Origin of the sequence: Pelomicrobium sp. G1, from assembly GCF_051905455.1 — a bacterium.
In the GTDB taxonomy this organism is placed as follows: Bacteria; Pseudomonadota; Gammaproteobacteria; order Burkholderiales; family UBA6910; genus Pelomicrobium.
The window spans coordinates 129,702-145,844 of record NZ_JBQACR010000005.1; the positions used below are offsets into that span (position 1 = coordinate 129,702).

The following is a 16,143-nucleotide window of genomic DNA, read 5'->3' on the forward strand; positions in this document are numbered from 1 at the left end:
TGCGTTCGGAGGAAGGTCCTTCTTGGCGAGGCAGTTTCTGTGCCAGTTGCCGTAAACCTTTTCCTTCAAGCCGCTGACGCCACCATAATGCGTATAATGTATATTACGTTAAATTATTTCGCCGCCGGGTGTTGGCCCGGGCACACCGTTTGCGGCGAGGCCTGACAGCAGGGCCGGGACGAACATCGGCTCAGGCGTAGAGGAGTCGGGACCGCCGGGTGTAGGCATGGCATACCGCTTGTGTAAGGCGTTGGGCTGCCCAAAAGGTTAACTAACGTTTAGCCCCGTGTGACCTGAGCAGATCGACGATCTTTCCGTGACCCCTTTCCAGCGCGATATCCAAAGCCGCGCGTCCGGAGTCATTACGCAGATTTGGATCGGCACCATGGGCGAGCAGCATTTGGACGACATCCGGATGGTTTTCCCGAGCCGCCATCATGAGCGCGGTCATCCCGTTTTCGGAAGACGAATTGACCTCTGCTCCCAGCGCGAGAAGCAATTTGACGAGCTCCGCGTGGCCTCCGGTAGCGGCGTAGATCAACGGGTTCCAGCCTCTGCGGTCGATACGAGCCCCCTGGGCGTAAAGCTGCTTGACCACGGCGGTATGACCATGGAGCGCCGCCAGCATGATGGGGGTATCGCCGAAACGATTGGGCAGGTCCACCTTCGCGCCCCGGGCAAGGAGCAGGCTCACCAGTTGCTCGTGTCCCGCCCGGGCCGCGATTCCAAGAAGCGAGGTTCCCAGCTCATCCACCGTGTCCACGGAAGCCCCCCGTTCCAGGAGGGAATTCACTTTGGCCACCTCGCCCGCTTGGGTGGCCGCCAGCAGCTCCTCGTAGACGCTAGCCGCTCCGGCGGGGTCCGTGCCGAGCAGCCATGCAGCCAGCAGCAGTTTCCAGGCGGCTTTCATGATCGCTCCGGCGCCTGTCCAGCCGGGAATGGAGAGATACGGAACAGGCGAAAGAAGTTTTCCGTCGTCGCTTCCTCGATTCGGGGAACGGGTACATTCTTCAGGCGGGCGATTTCTTCTGCCACGTGGACCACGTAGGCCGGCTCGTTGTTTTTACCCCGGTGGGGAACCGGGGCCAGGTAGGGAGAATCCGTCTCGATCAGCAGGCGCTTTAGGGGGACGCGCCGGGCCACTTCCTTGAGCGCGCCCGCGTTCTTGAACGTGACGATTCCCGAGAAGGAGATGTAGAAGTCCAGCCTTAGCGCCGCCTGCGCCACCTCCCAGCTTTCGGTAAAGCAGTGCATGACGCCGCCGACCTTCTCCGCGCCCTCCTCCTTCATGATCCGCAGGGTGTCCGCCGCGGCGTTGCGGGTATGGATCACGAGGGGTCGGCCGCACTGGCGCGCAGCCCGGATGTGGATACGGAAGCGCTCCCGCTGCCATTCCAGATCGCCCTGCAGGCGGTAATAATCCAGACCCGTTTCGCCGATCCCCACCACTTTGGGATGTCCCGCCATTTCCGCGAGCTCGGAAACGGACGGTGTACGGGCGTCCTGCTCGTCCGGGTGCACGCCCACGGTGGCATACAGGTTTGAAAACCGCTCGGCGAGATCCAGCACTTGGGGAAACCGCTCCAGGGTAACGCTGATGCACAGGGCGTAGCCGACCCCGTTCTCCCGCATGCGGGCCAACACCTCGTCGATGCGGGAGGAGAGCTCAGGAAAATCCAGGTGGCAGTGGGAATCGACGTACACGTTAGCTTTGCGGTTTCAGGGCATCCCGGTCGAACAGACCGCGATAGGTGAGCAGAAGATCCTCAATGAAGGAGCGGGCGTTGAGGGGGTGCCACGCCAGCCGGCGGGCGGCGCACAGGGTCGATACCATCTCGGCGGCCTTGAGCCGATCCGCCGCCGGGGCCAGGCGCCGGATCCCAGCCACGGCGTCCTGATTGTAGCGGACCGTGCCCGCGGCCTCCCATGTCATCAGGTCGTAGACCCACTTATGCACCCATTCCACCAGTTGGGGCGGATCGATCCGGTCCAGGCGCTCCGCGTCCAGCGCCGGCCGGATGGCGGTGGGGGAGGACAGGATCCGGATGACTTCAGCGCGTTGGGAGCAGTAGCTCTCGTCGATTGCTCGGGCGGCCCGTAGCGGCGCTCCCCCCGCCTCCGCCAGCCAGACCTCCGGCTCGGCCACCCCTTGGTCCCGCAGCCAGCCGGCGGCAGCGGCCGTTTCCGGGACCGGCAGGTGGACTGGTATGCAGCGGCTGAGCACCGTCGCAGGTAGTTGCCTTGGGCGATGCGATATTAGAAAAAACAGGGCGTTGGGCGGTGGTTCTTCGAGAGTTTTCAACAAAGCGTTGGCGGCGCTCGCGTTCAGCGCTTCCGCCGGATGGATGAGCACAAGCTTGTAGCCCTGGCGGTGGGCAGAGACCTCCAGGAATCCCTCCAGGCTGCGGACCTGGTCGATGGTGACGTGCCGCTTGGGTCGGCGGGAGCCGCCGCCCGGGCGCGGCTCCTCGCTCTCCCCGGCGAGCGGCTCTGCCTCGGGCTCAAGCACGCGAAAATCTGGATGGCTGCCCTGGTCGAACCAATGGCAACCCGGACAGGCGCCGCAAGCCTTTTGCCCGGAACGGTTCTCGCAAAGAAGGTAGCGTGCCAACGCGCGGGCAAAGTGGAGCTTGCCGATCCCCTCCCGGCCCTTGAAAAGGAGTCCATGGGGCCAGCGGTCCTGGTACCGGTCCAGAAACTCCTTCCAGAAGCTCTCCTGCCAAGGAAAAATCAATTTTTCACAAGACTTGAAAGAATGACTTCGAGTTCTTTCTGTATACTCTCGATCGGCCGCGTGGCATCGATGACCCGAATGCGGTCCGGGTAACGTCGCGCCCGGGCCAGGTATTTCTCCCGAACACGGGCGAAGAAAGCCTCCTCCTCCCCCTCGAAACGGTCCCTCTTCCGCCCTTCGCCTCGTCTTTGCCGTGCGAGGGCTTCCGGCGCATCGAAAAGCAGGGTGAGGTCCGGTTGAAAGTCCGGGTGAACCCAGGCTTCCAGCGCCGCTAGCTTCTCGTCGGCCACCCCCCTGCCTCCGCCCTGATAGGCGAAAGTGGCATCGGTGAACCGATCGGAGACCACCCAACGGCCTGTCGCCAGGGCCGGGCGGATGACCCGGACGAGGTGCTCCCATCGGGCGGCGAAGACGAGCAGGGTTTCGGTTTCCGCTGCCATGGGCTGGTGCAGGATCACCTCCCGCAACGCCTCGCCCAGGGGTGTGCCCCCCGGCTCCCGGGTCATGACCACCGGCACCCCCCGGCCCTGGAGGAAATCCCGGATCCAATCCATGTGGGTGCTCTTCCCCGCTCCGTCGATTCCTTCCAGGGTGATGAATTTCCCCCACGCGCTCACTATACCCATTCCCTTTCCCAATAACGCCGAGCGCTGGCGCTTCATCGTGGTTTCTGATACCGGTTGACAGCCCGGTTGTGGTCGGCCAGGGTCTCGGAGAATTCCGAGGTGCCGTCGCCCCGGGAGACGAAATAGAGCGCCCGGGTCTGAGCCGGCCGGACGGCAGCCTCCAGCGAAGCGAGGCCGGGAAGCGCGATGGGCGTCGGTGGAAGCCCCGGCCGGGTGTAGGTGTTGTAATCGTGATCGCTGGAAAGATCCCTCTTGCGCAGGTTCCCGTCGAAGGCCTCACCCATGCCGTAGATCACGGTCGGATCGCTCTGGAGCCGCATGCCCAGCCGCAGGCGATTGTGGAAAACCCCCGAGACCATGGACCGGTCGGCTTCCGCCCCCGTTTCCTTTTCGATGATGGAAGCGAGAATGAGGGCCTCGTAAGGGCTGGAGACGGCCAGGCCTGGTGCCCGGGAGGCCCAGACCCGTTCCAGGTGCCGCTGCATGGTGTGATAGGCCCGCTTGAGGATCTGGACGTCGCTCGAACCCTTGGAGAAGTAGTACGTGTCGGGAAAAAACAGCCCTTCGGCAGAAGCCTCCGTTGCGCCCACCGCCGCCAGTATTTCCGCTTCGGAACGGCCTGCGGTATCGTGGCGCAGCCCGGGATGCTCGTCCAGCGCCTTCCTGAGCTGCTTGAAGCTCCAGCCCTCGATGATGGTGATCTCCGCCAGGGCAACATCGCCGCGGGTGAGCCGTTGCAGCACCTCCCACGCCGAGACGGGGGAGCTGAACTCGTAGCTTCCGGCCTTGATGCTGCCCTCCCGGCCGAGCAGGCGCGCCAGCGTAACGAAGCTTAGAGCGTCCGGCACAAGCCCCGCCGCGGCCAATTCCCTGGCAACGGTGCGCAAGCTTGCCCCAGGGCGCACTTCGAACTCCTGGGGGGGGCGGGCCAGCTCGGCCGGCAGGAACAGGCGTGCCCCCATCCAGGCCGTTGCGGCGCAGAGGATCAGGAGGACACCCCCGAGGAGCCATGCGCCGAGCCGCAGACCACGCCTACCCATCGCTGAACACCTCCGCCTGGATGCGCCGGGTAAGCGCTCCGGGCTTCCATGTCCGATTCTCCAGGGTCGCGATGGGCCACAGCCGGATGACGCTGTTTACGAGAAAAGCTTCCTCCGCGGTGAGCAGTTCGTCCAGGGTCAGATCCCGCACTTCGAGGGGGATGCCCGCGGCACGGGCAAACGCCATGATCCGCTCCCGTTGCACTCCTTCGACCCCGCAACGGCTGAGATCGGGGGTCACCAGGCGACCATGGAGCACGCAGAACAGGTTGCTCATGGTGCCTTCCACCACCCGTCCCCCATCGTCCAGGAGCAGCCCTTCCGCCACGGCGGAATCCCGCCATTCCCCCCGGGCGAGGACGTTTTCCAGTCGGTTAAGATGCTTGATTCCCGCCAGGCGGGGTTGGCAGGCCAGGCGCAATGCGCACACCCGCACTTGCACCCCCTCCTCCCTGTAGGAAGCGGGATAGACCGGCGAGGGGCCGACGCTGACGATCCGGGTGGGGGAGCCCGCCGGGTAAGGCCCATACCCTCGCGCCCCGGGCCCTCGGGTGACCACGATCTTGCCCACCCCGTCCGGGAAGCGGAGGGCGAGACGGCGCAATTCCTCCAGCAACACCTTTTCCCCCGGACATTCGATGCCCAGCGCAGCGCAGTCCCGGGCAAGCCGGCAGTGCTGCCAAGACCACTCGAGGGGCATGCCGTTCCGTAAGCGCAGGGTGCGGAACACCCCATCGCCGTAGGCTAGCCCTCGATCCGAGGGATCGACGCCCCCGGCTTCGTGACCGTTTACCAGGTAGAAGCCCTGCATCGCTTTCCCCCGGTCAGGGAATCGGGGATCCCGGCGGGCTCGAGCCCGGGTCCGGTCAGACCCGGGAGAAGACCAGGGTACCGTTGGTGCCGCCGAAGCCGAAGGAGTTGGAGAGGGCCACCCGGATGCGCATCTCCCGGGCCACGTTCGGCACATAGTCCAGGTCGCACTCGGGGTCCACCTGGTGCAGGTTGATAGTCGGGGGAGCGACCTGGTGGTACACCGCCAAGGCCGAAAATACCGCCTCGACGCCGCCGGCGGCGCCGAGCAGGTGTCCCGTCATGGACTTGGTGGAGCTCACCGCGACGCGCTTCGCCTCTTCGCCCAGGGCCCGCTTGATCGCCACGGTCTCCGCGATGTCTCCGAGGGGCGTCGAGGTCCCGTGGGCGTTGATGTAGTCCACGTCCTGGGGGCCTACCCGGGCGTTGCGCATGGCGTTCAGCATGCATCGTGCTGCCCCCTCTCCATCTTCGCACGGGGCGGTCATATGGTGGGCGTCGGCGCTCATTCCGAAACCCGAAAGCTCCGCATAGATGCGCGCTCCGCGGGCTTTCGCGTGCTCCATTTCCTCCAGCACCAGGACGCCTGCGCCCTCGCCCAGGACGAAGCCGTCCCGTTCCTTGTCCCACGGACGGCTGGCACCGGCCGGGTCGTCGTTGCGCGTGCTCAAGGCGCGCGCGGCGGCGAAGCCGCCGACCCCCAGCGGACAAATCGTGGATTCGGAACCGCCCGCGATCATCACGTCCGCGTCCCCGTACTCGATCAGCCGGGCCGAGTCCCCGATGCAGTGAGTGGCGGTGGTGCAAGCCGTCACCATGGCCAAGTTCGGGCCCTTGAATCCGTACATGATGGACAGGTTGCCCGCCACCATGTTGATGATGGCCGCCGGGATGAAGAACGGAGAGATCTTCCGCGGCCCCGAGGCGAGCATCTCGGTGTGGGTGGATTCGATGAGGGGCAGCCCCCCGATGCCGGAACCGATGTTGACGCCAACGCGCTCCGCGTTCTCCTCGGTGACCTCTATCCCCGCGTCCTGGATCGCCTGGATGGCGGCGGCCATGCCGTAATGGATGAACAGATCCATGCGCCGCGCCTCCTTGGGCGAGAGGTACTTGGTCACGTCGAGGCCCCTGACCTCCCCAGCGATCTGGCTGGCGAAGGGAGAAGCGTCGAAGCGCGTGATCCGGGTAATGCCGGAGCGGCCGGCGACGATGTTGCCCCAGGCTTCGTCCACGGTGTTTCCCACCGGGGAAACGATCCCGAGGCCGGTGATGGCGACCCTGCGGTTACGCACAGCGGCTCCTGGACGGTGGTGAGTCTGAGAGAAACGGGAAAATCAGCTCAGGCGGGACTTGATGTATTCGATGGCCTGTTGAACCGTGGTGATCTTTTCCGCCTCCTCGTCGGGGATTTCGCACTCGAACTCCTCCTCGAGCGCCATGACCAGCTCCACGGTGTCTAGGGAATCGGCGCCGAGATCATCGACGAAGGAGGACTCCATCTTGATATCCGCCTCGTTGACGCCGAGCTGTTCGGCGACGATCTTTTTGACGCGCTGCTCTACGTTTTCCATATGGGTTCTTCCCTTCCCTTCTGCGGACACTCGATGTTGCGCAGGATGAGCAACCGGGTCTAACCCGCGCACGTATAAAAGCTTTTGAAGTTTACCAAATTTGTCTTTAGGGCGAAACGAATTCGCCCCTGCGCCGGGGGGGCGGCGCCCTTCAATCCATGTACATTCCGCCGTTGACATGCAGGGTGCAGCCGGTGATGTACGCCCCACCTGGCCCGGCCAGGAAGGCCACGGCGGCGGCCACGTCCTCGGGCCGGCCCAACCGGCCCAGGGGAACGTGCTGGAGCAAGGTCGCCCGCTGAGCTTCAGGAAGGCCGCGGGTCATGTCGGTTTCGATGAAACCCGGCGCCACGCAGTTGACCGTGATGTGGCGGCTCGCCACTTCCCGGGCGAGGGACTTGCTGAAGCCCACCATGCCGGCCTTGGCGGCCGCGTAGTTGGTCTGGCCGGCGTTACCCGTGGCGCCGACCACGGATGAGATGTTGATGATGCGCCCGAAGCGGGCCTTCATCATGGGGCGCAGCACCAGCCGGCAGAGGCGGAACACCGAGCTCAGGTTCGTTTCCAGGATCTCGTTCCACTCCTCGTCTTTCATGCGCAGGAGAAGATTATCCCGAGTGATGCCTGCATTGTTGACCAAGATGGTGGGAGCGCCGAAACGCCGCTCCGTTTTTTCCACCACTGCCTCCGCATCGGCCGCGCTGCGGACGTCAAGCTTCAATCCCGCGCCGCCCACGCCGGCCTCCGCCAGTCGCCGGCTAATGGCCTCTGCCCCGCTTTCGCTGGTCGCGGTGCCGACGACGGTGGCACCGAGACGTCCGAGCTCCAGGGCGATGGCCTGGCCGATTCCCCGACTCGCCCCCGTCACCAGCGCGACTTGTCCTTGCAGCGGATGCTCCGCCATTCTTCCCCTCCCGTCCTACGGAGCGAGCGCCTTGAGCGCGTCCCTCAGCACTGCCTCGTCGGTCAACGCCAGCGTCTGCTGGGAGGGCTCGATGCGCTTGTTGAGCCCGGCCAGCACCTTGCCCGGACCGCATTCCACGACATGGGTCACCCCTTCCTGCGCCAGCCGGCGGACGATCTCGACCCAGCGCACCGGACTATAGACCTGGCGCACCAAGGCCTCCCGGATGGTGTCGGCATCGTGCCGCTCGCCCGCATCCACGTTGTGCAAGACCGGGATCTGAGGCGACTGGATCGGGATGCTCGCCAGCGCCCGGGCCAGGCGCTCGGCGGCGGGCCTCATCAGGCTGCAATGGGAAGGGGCGCTCATGGGCAGCATCATCGCCCGCTTGGCGCCCCGGGTCTTGGCCAGGGCCATGGCCCGCTCCACCGCGCCACGGTGCCCGGCGACGACCACCTGGGCGGGCGAGTTGTAATTAGCCGGCTCCACCACCTCCCCTTGAGCCGCTTCCCGGCACACTGCCTCCACCGCCTCGTCCTCGAGGCCCAGGATCGCGGCGATGCCGCCGGTGCCTTCCGGCACCGCTTCCTGCATGGCCTGAGCCCGGAGTCTCACGATCCGCAGCGCATCGGCGAACCCGATGGCGCCCGAGGCGACCAGGGCGCTGTACTCCCCCAGGCTGTGGCCCGCCATGACCGCGGGCTCCGGCCCATGGAGATCTTCCCAGGCGCGATAGACCGCGACGCCCGCCGTGAGCATCACGGGCTGAGTGTTGACGGTCTGGTTCAGGGCCGAGTCCGGCCCCTGGGCCACTAGGCTCCACAGGTCCTGTCCCAGCGCTTCGGAGGCTTCGGCGAAGGTCTGCCTCACCACCGGAAGGGCGGCGAAGCCGTTCATCATCCCAATCGACTGGGAACCCTGCCCGGGGAACACGAAGGCGAATTTCATCCGGCGCCTCGACCTCTCACCAGCGAATCAGGACCGCGCCCCAGGTGAACCCGCCGCCGATGCCCTCGAGCACCACGTGCTGGCCCCGGCGCACTCGGCCGTCGCGCACGGCGATGTCCAGGGCGAGGGGTATCGACGCCGCGGAGGTGTTGCCGTGCTTGTCCACCGTCACCACCACACGCTCCATGGGGAGCCCCAGCCTTTTCGCGGTCGCCTGGATGATGCGGATGTTGGCCTGGTGGGGAATCAGCCAGTCCACCTCTTCGGGTTTCATGGCGACTTCCGCTAGGGTCTCCTCCACAATGTCCCCCAAGGCCTTGACCGCGAACTTGAACACCGCGCCGCCTTCCATGACCACGTAGGGCCGTCCCGAGACTCGACCGCCGCAGACCTGCCCCGGCACCATGAGGCTGCCGCTGTGGCGACCGTCTGCATGGAGGCGGTGGGTCAGGATGCCGGGCGTCTGGTCGGCGGCGAGCACCACCGCGCCCGCCCCGTCGCCGAAAAGGACGCAGGTGGAACGGTCGGTCCAATCGAGGATGCGCGAATAGATTTCGCTACCGACGACCAGCGCGTGGCGGCATTTGCCAGCCCGCAGGTACAGGTCCGCCAGCGCCAGGGCGTACACAAAGCCGCCGCACACGGCCTGCACGTCGAAGGCTGGGCATGCGTTTTCGACTCCAAGCTTCGCCTGCAGTACGCAAGCGGTGCTCGGGAAAATCTGGTCCGGCGTGGTGGTGGCGACGACGATGAGGCCGAGATCGTTCGGCCGGATGCCGGAGGCGTCGAGGGCTGCGCGGCTCGCTTCCAGCGCCAGGTCGCTCGCCTTTTGATCCTCGTCCGCGATGCGGCGTTCTTCGATGCCGGTCCGGGTCACGATCCATTCGTGGCTGGTATCCACCAGTTTTTCCAGATCCCGGTTGGTGAGGACCTTGCTCGGAAGATAGCTTCCGGTGCCGACGATGCGGGAATACATCAGGCGACGCCTTCTCCCGCGGCTTGCGGGAACAGCTCGCTCAACCGCTTGGCCGTGTATTTGGCGGTTCCGCCCCGCACCTCGTCCACGGCGCGGCGAATGGCGTACTGGAAGGCCAGGACGTCCGCCGATCCGTGGCTCTTCACCACGATGCCTCTCAGGCCAAGGAAGCTTGCACCGTTGTACTGGCGATGGTCCACCCGCCGCTTGAAGGCGTTGATCACCGGCAGGGCGATGAGCCCGATCAAGCGACGAAACGGGTTGCGGGTAAACTCCTCGCGCAAGAAGGTGGCGAGCATCTGGGCGAGTCCCTCGGAAGTCTTGAGCGCCACGTTGCCTACGAACCCGTCGCACACCACGATGTCCGTCGTTCCCTTGTAGAGATCGTCGCCTTCCACGTTGCCGTAGAAATTGAGACCGCTCAAGCGCAGGAGCTCGGCGGCCTTTTTCACCACCTCGTTGCCCTTGATCGCCTCGTGCCCGATGTTGAGCAATCCCACTGACGGCCGGGGCTTGTCCTCCACCGTGGACACCAGCACCGAGCCCATGATGGCGAACTGCAGCAGGTGTTCCGCGGTGCAATCCACGTTGGCTCCTAGGTCCAGCACGCAGGTGTGGCCCTTGAGCGTGGGCAGCACCGAGGCTATCGCGGGACGCTCGATCCCCGGCAGGGTCTTCAGCACGAACCGGGCGATGGCCATCAAGGCCCCGGTGTTTCCGGCGCTCACGCAGGCATCGGCCTCGCCGGTTTTCACCAGGTTGATGGCCAGGCGCATGGACGAGTTCTTTTTGTTCCTGAGGGCGAGGGCCGGGGGCTCGTCCATGGCCACCACTTCGGCGGCGTGCTGGATGCGGCAGCGCCCATCGGCGGGCCGGCCCAGCTTCGCCAGTTCGGCGGCGAGCGCTTCCTGCAGGCCCACCAGCACCACGCTCAATTCCGGGTCCCGGCGCAGGCACTCGACGGCGGCCGGCACCGTTACATGGGGTCCGTGATCGCCCCCCATGCAATCGATGGCCACGGTTACTTTCATTCGGTCATGTCCCTCCCGCCTCGGGACTCGGCGTCACCGCGGAAACGCCGGGCCTTTCGCTCGGGCGATCCGCTCAAGCAAGCCACGGCGCGGCCGTTGGACGCGGCTGCGGCTACTCGCCTTTGGACTTGACCACCTTGCGGCCTCGGTAATGGCCGCTGGGGCTGATGTGATGTCGCAGGTGCACCTCTCCCGTCGTCGGCTCGATGGCGAGCGGCGGGTTGCTGAGGGCATCGTGGGAGCGGCGCATTCCCCGGCGCGAGGGCGACTTCTTGTTCTGCTGAACGGCCATGATTGCGAACTCCTATGGTTCAACGCTCTTTCTGTCCTTGAGGAGGGCCAGCACGGCGAAAGGCCCTCCGTCGGCGGCTTCGAGATCCTGGGATGCCAGCTTGGGGTCGCAAGCCGGATCGGCATGGACCGGCGCGAAGGGCACAGCTAGCAGCAACTCGTCTTCCACCAGCGCCTCCACGTCCAGATTCGGGTCCGCCACCCATGCGGTCCACTCCTCCGGCTCCTCCTCCACCGGGCCCAGGTCCCGCTCGGAGGCCACCAGTCGGAATCCGCTCTGGAGACCGACTGGCAGCTCCATCGCCTCCAGGCAGCGCTGGCACTGCACCACCAACATTCCGGATATGGAGAGGCGCAAAATGGGGTGGCCGTCTTGGTCGACCATCCCCTCGAGGCGATAGGAAATTTCGCCTTCCCGGGAAGCCAGGTAGTCCGCGAGCCGGAGCAGGCTCGAAACGCGAATTGTACCCTTTAGATTTCCTCCCTCGCGTGCAAAGCGGAGGGAATCAACCGTCGCCTGAATAGACATAAATAGTTAATGATATTATTTCATTGAATTTGCGTCAAACTTAGGAAAGAAGCGCCGGTCAGACGAAACGGTCCGGGCGCCCCCAATCCGGCGCGACGGCTCGAGCTGCCATGTGATGTCGCCATCGCCACCCATCGTACTCGCTTCCACCTCCCGCTACCGGCGCGAGCTCCTCGCCCGGTTGCGCCTCCCCTTCGACGTCTTCGCTCCCCACGTGGATGAATCCGCGCTTCCCGGCGAAGCGCCCCCGGCGCTGGCGCTGCGCCTGTCCAGGCTCAAGGCGGAGGCCGCCCGGCAGGCCCATCCCCGGGCTCTGATCATCGGATCGGACCAGGTGGCGGTACTGGACGGGCAGGTGCTGGGAAAACCGGGCGACTACGCCAACGCCTTCCGGCAACTTGAGCGCATGAGCGCCCGTCAGGTGGAGTTCCATACCGCGGTGAGCCTGCTCAACAGCGCCACAGGAGCGCTCCAGAGCGAGGTCGCGGTGGTCCGGGTGCGCTTCCGCCCCCTGAGCGAGGAAGATATCCGCGGCTATCTGACCAAGGAACCGGCTTTCGACTGCGCCGGAGCCGCACGGGTGGAGTCCCTGGGCATCGCCTTGTGCGAGCGGATCGAAAGCGACGATCCGACCGCCCTGATCGGGCTGCCGCTCATCGCGCTGGTGTCCATGCTGCAGCGGGAGGGGGTCAGTGTGCTCCGCTGAGCGGCGCGGCCGCGGCGTGCTCTATCTGGTTCCTTCGCCCCTCGGCGACACCGACCTGGGCCGGGTCCTGCCCGCCGACGTGCGGCAGCTCGCCGCTCGCCTGGAGCATTGGATCGCCGAAGGACCCAAGGCGCTGCGGCGCTTTCTCAAGCAGAACGGCACGCGGCTGCCCTTGCAGCGGCTCAAGATAGAGGTCCTAGACGAGCACACGCCACTCGAGGAGCTGGAGCGCCTGCTCTCCCCCCTGGAGGCGGGACACGACGTGGGCCTCGCTTCCGAGGCCGGGTGCCCGGCGGTGGCGGACCCGGGCGCCGTCCTGGTGCGCCTGGCCCATCGGCGGGGCATCCGCGTGGTGCCCCTGGTGGGGCCCTCCTCCCTTCTCTTGGCGTTGATGGCCTCGGGCCTCCACAGCCAGCAGTTCGCCTTCCATGGCTATCTGCCGGTGAAGCCCGCCGAGCGCCGCGCCCGGATCGAAACCCTCGAGCGGGAGTCCCGAGGGCGCCGCTGCACCCAGATCGTGATGGAAACACCCTACCGCAACGCCCAGCTCTTCGCCGCGCTGCTGGAGGCGTGCCACGACTTCACGGACTTGTGCATCGCCGAGAACCTGACCGCCGCCGACGAGCGGATCGAGACCCGATCCATCGCCGAGTGGAGGAAGAACCCGGCGCCCCCGGGCGAAAATCCCTGTCTCTTTCTATTCCTGGCATCCTAACCGGTCTTTTCCCTAGCGCGGAAGGCCGGCCCCCCAAGTCATCAAGGCAGCGCCCGCCGCGGCGCCGAAACGCCGGGCCAGCCGCTCGGTCAGGCCTTCCTGAGGAGTAAAATCGACAATTTCTTCCGCCTTGATCACTTCCCGGGCCACCTCGGCGGCGCTGGCGAAGTCGTCGGCCAGACCCAGCTCAATGCTCCGGGCGCCGGTCCATACCAGGCCGCTGAAGAGCTCGGGCGTCTCCTTGAGCCGCTCTCCCCTGCCCTCGCGCACCACCTCGATGAACTGGCGATGGATCTCCTCCAGCATCTTCATCGCGTGGGCCCGCTGCTTGGGATCCATGGGCGAGAAGGGATCGAGGAAGCCCTTGTTCTCTCCGGCGGCGAGCAGCCGCCGCTCGATGCCGAGCTTGTTCAGCGCTTCGCTGAAGCCGAAACCGTCGATCAACACCCCGATGGACCCGACGATGCTCGCCCGATTGACGAAGATCTTGTCGGCCGCCACGGCGGCGTAGTAGCCGCCCGATGCACAGACGTCCTCCACCACAGCGTACAGCGGTATGTGGGGATGCGCTTTTCTCAAGCGTTTGATCTCGTTGTTGATGTAGGCCGCCTGGACCGGGCTTCCGCCCGGGCTGTTGATGCGCAGGATGACCCCGGCCGTGTTCTTGTCCTTAAACGCCCGCCGCAGCCCGGACACCACGACATCGGCGCTCGCCCGCTCGTCGGCGGCGATAATCCCCCGCAGCTCCACCAGGGCGCTGTGCTTGCCCGGAATCGCCATGTCGGTCTTGCCGATCCAGCCGAGGACCAGGAAGAGCAGGAGGAACAGGTAGAGGAAGGCGAGCAGCTTGAAAAAGATCCCCCAGCGCCGGGCCCGCCGCTGCTCCTCGATCGCCGCCAGGGCGACCTTTTCCAGCACCTGGCGCTCCCAGCCGGGGCTTGTGTCAGTGCTTTCGACCATCGTTCATCGCTTTCGAATTTCCCGGCACATCACCATGTTATCCGCCTCTTCAACGGCCACCGGCGTAAGGAAAGCCCCGCTGCACGGCCCGGCGACGCACTGGCCCGTCTCCGGCGCATAGAGCGCACCGTGCATCGAGCAGATCAAGTATACCCCGGAGTCATCGAAAAACCGGCCCTCCTGCCAGTCCAGCTCGATGCCCAGATGGGCGCAGCGGTTGAGGTAGGCGTAAACGCGGCCGCCGTGACGGATCGCGAAAGCGGTGACCCGCACTCCATACCGCTCGACCCAGAAGCGCGCTCCCGGCCCCCCGTCCTGCAGGTCGGCGGAGGCGCAGATCAGGCGTTCGTCGCCAGCCATCGGTTCAGCTCGGCCATGCTCTGCACGCATGCCACGGGCTCGAGGGCCAGGAGCGCGTGCTTGGGGTGGGCGCCGTAGGCGACTGCCAGGGCCGGCACGCCCGCGTAGCGGGCCATCTGCAGGTCATGGACGGTGTCCCCGATCATCAGGGCCCGTTCCGGTGCCAGACCGAATTCTTCCAGAAGCTCGTGGAGCATCGCGGGATGGGGCTTGGAAAAACATTCGTCGGCGCAGCGGGAGGCGTGGAAATAAGGCCCGAGCCCGGTGGCTACGAGGGCCCGGGCGAGGCCTCGCCGGCTCTTGCCGGTCGCCAGGGCCAGCCGATAGCCCCGGGCATGCAAACCCTCCACCGTCTCCCGCGCTCCCGGGAACAGGGGAATCTCGGGGTCCCGGGCAAGGAAATGGAAGCGGTAGCGCTCCACCAGCTCCCCGTGACGCGAGGCGGGCAACTGGGGCACCAAGGCGGCCAGCGCCTCGCTCAGTCCTAGGCCGATGATGTAGCGGGCGGCCTCCTCGGTCGGCTCGGGCAGGCCCAGGTCGCGGCAGGCGGCCTGCACCGAGGCGACGATGGCCGCCGCCGAGTCCACCAGGGTCCCGTCCCAGTCGAAAACCAGCAGATCGAAGCGGCGGGCGTCAGCCATGGGCAGGCTCCAGGTCGCGCTGCTCCAGTAGGGCGATAAAATCCCTGAGCTCCTCGGGCAGCGGCGCATCGATGACCAAGTATGCCCCCGAGGCCGGATGGCGGAAACCCACGCGGGCCGCGTGCAGGAACATGCGTTTCAGGCCTAAGCGGGCGAGCTGCCGGTTCCAGGCGAAATCTCCGTACTTGTCGTCGCCGGCGATGGGATGCCCTAAGTGGGCTAGATGGACCCGGATCTGGTGGGTGCGGCCGGTCATGAGTCGGGCCCGGAGGAGGCTCGCCCCTTCCCATGCCCGCTCTAGGGTGAACCGGGTTTCGGACGCCTGCCCCCCTTCCTTCACGCTCACCCGCCGCTCCCCGGCGGCGGTCACGTATTTGTTCAAAGGCAGCAGAACGCGCCGCTCCGGCCAGCGCCAGCGCCCCTTGGCCAGGGCCAGGTAGACTTTTTCCACTTCTCCCGAGCGCAGTTGCTCGTGGAGCGCGGTCAAGGCACTGCGCTTTTTCGCCAGAAGCAACACCCCTGAAGTTTCCTTGTCCAGCCGGTGGACCAGCTCTAGGAACCGGGGACCTGGCCGCTGCAGCCGCAGGGCCTCGATAGCTCCCAGGCTGACCCCGCTGCCTCCGTGGACCGCAAGGCCGGCCGGTTTATCGATGGCGACCAGCAGCTCATCCTCGTACAAGGTCCGCTGCCAGAGATCCGGTCCTCTCCGGGGCGAGCGAGGCTGCGGGCGCTCCCCCTGGCGGACCGGCGGGATGCGCACCTGATCCCCAGCCTGGAGGCGGTAGCCGGGTTCCACCCGCCGGCTGTTAACCCGCACTTCACCGGTGCGTAACATCCTGTAAATCAGACTCTTCGGGATCCCCTTCAAACGCTTGGCCAGGTAGTTGTCGATGCGCTGCTCGTGGCCCGCCTCGCCCACTTCGTCCCGAAACGCCGGTCTTTTGCTTAAACCATTCATTCTGCTTATACTTATAAACTGCACGCCGCGTCTGTCACGGGCGCCGATGCAGCAGGCTGGCCGCCTGATCGCGGTCGGCCCGGCGCGAAAATGCCCTCGATCACCGGCTGCGAAGGATATTGGTTAATGTCGCTCACCACGAAGACAAGTAGCGGCAGGCTAAAGCACGATTACGCGCTTAACCCACTCGGAAGCATTCGGCAAATTCCGCAGGCCTCCCGATGTCCAGCATCCCAGCCCGGCGTTACGGCAACGCCTACGGCCCTCCCGGATCCCGAGCGACAAGCACGAGAGCTGGCACGCCCATGGACGGGGACCCTCGATTCTCTCGGCCAGAGTT

Annotated in this window: 20 protein-coding genes; 2 read left to right on the forward strand and 18 right to left on the reverse strand. The window is 65.8% G+C overall.

The window, feature by feature from the left end:
- Window positions 1-271: 271 nt before the first annotated feature.
- From ACTFO6_RS07000 to ACTFO6_RS07065, 14 genes are all read right to left on the reverse strand, one after another.
- Window positions 272-910, reverse strand: coding sequence for an ankyrin repeat domain-containing protein (locus tag ACTFO6_RS07000; protein ID WP_439933733.1), 639 nt, complete (start codon window positions 908-910; stop codon window positions 272-274).
- Entirely contained in the window at window positions 907-1,704 is a 798-nt protein-coding gene (locus tag ACTFO6_RS07005) for a TatD family hydrolase (RefSeq protein WP_439933734.1), read from the reverse strand. The genes ACTFO6_RS07000 and ACTFO6_RS07005 overlap by 4 nt, the downstream gene beginning before the upstream one ends.
- 1 nt (window position 1,705) lies before the next feature.
- Window positions 1,706-2,734, reverse strand: coding sequence for a DNA polymerase III subunit delta' (gene holB, locus ACTFO6_RS07010; protein WP_439933735.1), 1,029 nt, complete (start codon window positions 2,732-2,734; stop codon window positions 1,706-1,708).
- Window positions 2,731-3,360 (reverse strand): dTMP kinase, encoded by a 630-nt coding sequence (tmk, locus tag ACTFO6_RS07015; RefSeq protein ID WP_439933736.1) that lies wholly within the window; start codon window positions 3,358-3,360, stop codon window positions 2,731-2,733. Before tmk ends, holB begins: the two co-directional genes overlap by 4 nt.
- 32 nt (window positions 3,361-3,392) lie before the next feature.
- Window positions 3,393-4,400 carry an endolytic transglycosylase MltG gene (gene mltG / locus ACTFO6_RS07020; RefSeq protein WP_439933737.1) on the reverse strand — a complete coding sequence of 336 codons (1,008 nt, stop codon included), beginning with the start codon at window positions 4,398-4,400 and terminating at the stop codon, window positions 3,393-3,395.
- Window positions 4,393-5,211 carry an aminodeoxychorismate lyase gene (gene pabC, locus ACTFO6_RS07025; RefSeq protein ID WP_439933738.1) on the reverse strand — a complete coding sequence of 273 codons (819 nt, stop codon included), beginning with the start codon at window positions 5,209-5,211 and terminating at the stop codon, window positions 4,393-4,395. The genes mltG and pabC overlap by 8 nt, the downstream gene beginning before the upstream one ends.
- A gap of 55 nt (window positions 5,212-5,266) precedes the next feature.
- Window positions 5,267-6,505 carry a beta-ketoacyl-ACP synthase II gene (gene fabF, locus ACTFO6_RS07030; protein ID WP_439933739.1) on the reverse strand — a complete coding sequence of 413 codons (1,239 nt, stop codon included), beginning with the start codon at window positions 6,503-6,505 and terminating at the stop codon, window positions 5,267-5,269.
- Between the two features lie 42 nt (window positions 6,506-6,547).
- Window positions 6,548-6,784, reverse strand: a complete 237-nt coding sequence (acpP, locus tag ACTFO6_RS07035; RefSeq protein WP_333839287.1) for an acyl carrier protein — start codon at window positions 6,782-6,784, stop codon at window positions 6,548-6,550.
- A gap of 151 nt (window positions 6,785-6,935) precedes the next feature.
- Window positions 6,936-7,688, reverse strand: coding sequence for a 3-oxoacyl-ACP reductase FabG (fabG, locus tag ACTFO6_RS07040; RefSeq protein WP_439933740.1), 753 nt, complete (start codon window positions 7,686-7,688; stop codon window positions 6,936-6,938).
- A gap of 15 nt (window positions 7,689-7,703) precedes the next feature.
- Entirely contained in the window at window positions 7,704-8,636 is a 933-nt protein-coding gene (fabD, locus tag ACTFO6_RS07045) for an ACP S-malonyltransferase (RefSeq protein ID WP_439933741.1), read from the reverse strand.
- Between the two features lie 16 nt (window positions 8,637-8,652).
- Window positions 8,653-9,612, reverse strand: coding sequence for a beta-ketoacyl-ACP synthase III (locus tag ACTFO6_RS07050; RefSeq protein WP_439933742.1), 960 nt, complete (start codon window positions 9,610-9,612; stop codon window positions 8,653-8,655).
- Window positions 9,612-10,643, reverse strand: a complete 1,032-nt coding sequence (plsX, locus tag ACTFO6_RS07055; RefSeq protein ID WP_439933743.1) for a phosphate acyltransferase PlsX — start codon at window positions 10,641-10,643, stop codon at window positions 9,612-9,614. Before plsX ends, ACTFO6_RS07050 begins: the two co-directional genes overlap by 1 nt.
- A gap of 112 nt (window positions 10,644-10,755) precedes the next feature.
- Window positions 10,756-10,935, reverse strand: coding sequence for a 50S ribosomal protein L32 (gene rpmF / locus ACTFO6_RS07060; RefSeq protein ID WP_439933744.1), 180 nt, complete (start codon window positions 10,933-10,935; stop codon window positions 10,756-10,758).
- Between the two features lie 12 nt (window positions 10,936-10,947).
- A complete protein-coding gene (locus tag ACTFO6_RS07065) occupies window positions 10,948-11,463 on the reverse strand; it encodes a YceD family protein (RefSeq protein ID WP_439933745.1) in 516 nt (171 codons plus the stop codon).
- A 115-nt stretch (window positions 11,464-11,578) separates the two neighbouring features.
- On the opposite strand from ACTFO6_RS07065, the gene ACTFO6_RS07070 reads away from it, so the two are divergent.
- Window positions 11,579-12,169, forward strand: a complete 591-nt coding sequence (locus ACTFO6_RS07070) for a Maf family protein (RefSeq protein ID WP_439933746.1) — start codon at window positions 11,579-11,581, stop codon at window positions 12,167-12,169.
- The gene (locus ACTFO6_RS07075) at window positions 12,156-12,884 is read left to right on the forward strand and encodes an SAM-dependent methyltransferase (RefSeq protein ID WP_439933747.1); all 729 of its coding nucleotides are present in this window, start codon (window positions 12,156-12,158) and stop codon (window positions 12,882-12,884) included. The genes ACTFO6_RS07070 and ACTFO6_RS07075 overlap by 14 nt, the downstream gene beginning before the upstream one ends.
- 12 nt (window positions 12,885-12,896) lie before the next feature.
- Here ACTFO6_RS07075 and ACTFO6_RS07080 read toward each other — a convergent pair whose 3' ends face one another.
- From ACTFO6_RS07080 to ACTFO6_RS07095, 4 genes are read right to left on the reverse strand one after another with little or no spacing between them, the layout of a single operon-like run.
- On the reverse strand, window positions 12,897-13,844 hold the full coding sequence (locus ACTFO6_RS07080; protein ID WP_439933748.1) for a S49 family peptidase: 948 nt from the start codon (window positions 13,842-13,844) through the stop codon (window positions 12,897-12,899).
- A gap of 3 nt (window positions 13,845-13,847) precedes the next feature.
- Window positions 13,848-14,204: a Rieske (2Fe-2S) protein gene (locus ACTFO6_RS07085; RefSeq protein ID WP_439933749.1), complete on the reverse strand. Its 357-nt coding sequence runs from the start codon at window positions 14,202-14,204 to the stop codon at window positions 13,848-13,850.
- Entirely contained in the window at window positions 14,183-14,845 is a 663-nt protein-coding gene (locus tag ACTFO6_RS07090) for an HAD-IA family hydrolase (protein ID WP_439933750.1), read from the reverse strand. Before ACTFO6_RS07090 ends, ACTFO6_RS07085 begins: the two co-directional genes overlap by 22 nt.
- Window positions 14,838-15,803 (reverse strand): RluA family pseudouridine synthase, encoded by a 966-nt coding sequence (locus tag ACTFO6_RS07095; RefSeq protein ID WP_439933751.1) that lies wholly within the window; start codon window positions 15,801-15,803, stop codon window positions 14,838-14,840. Before ACTFO6_RS07095 ends, ACTFO6_RS07090 begins: the two co-directional genes overlap by 8 nt.
- Between the last annotated feature and the right edge of the window lie 340 nt (window positions 15,804-16,143).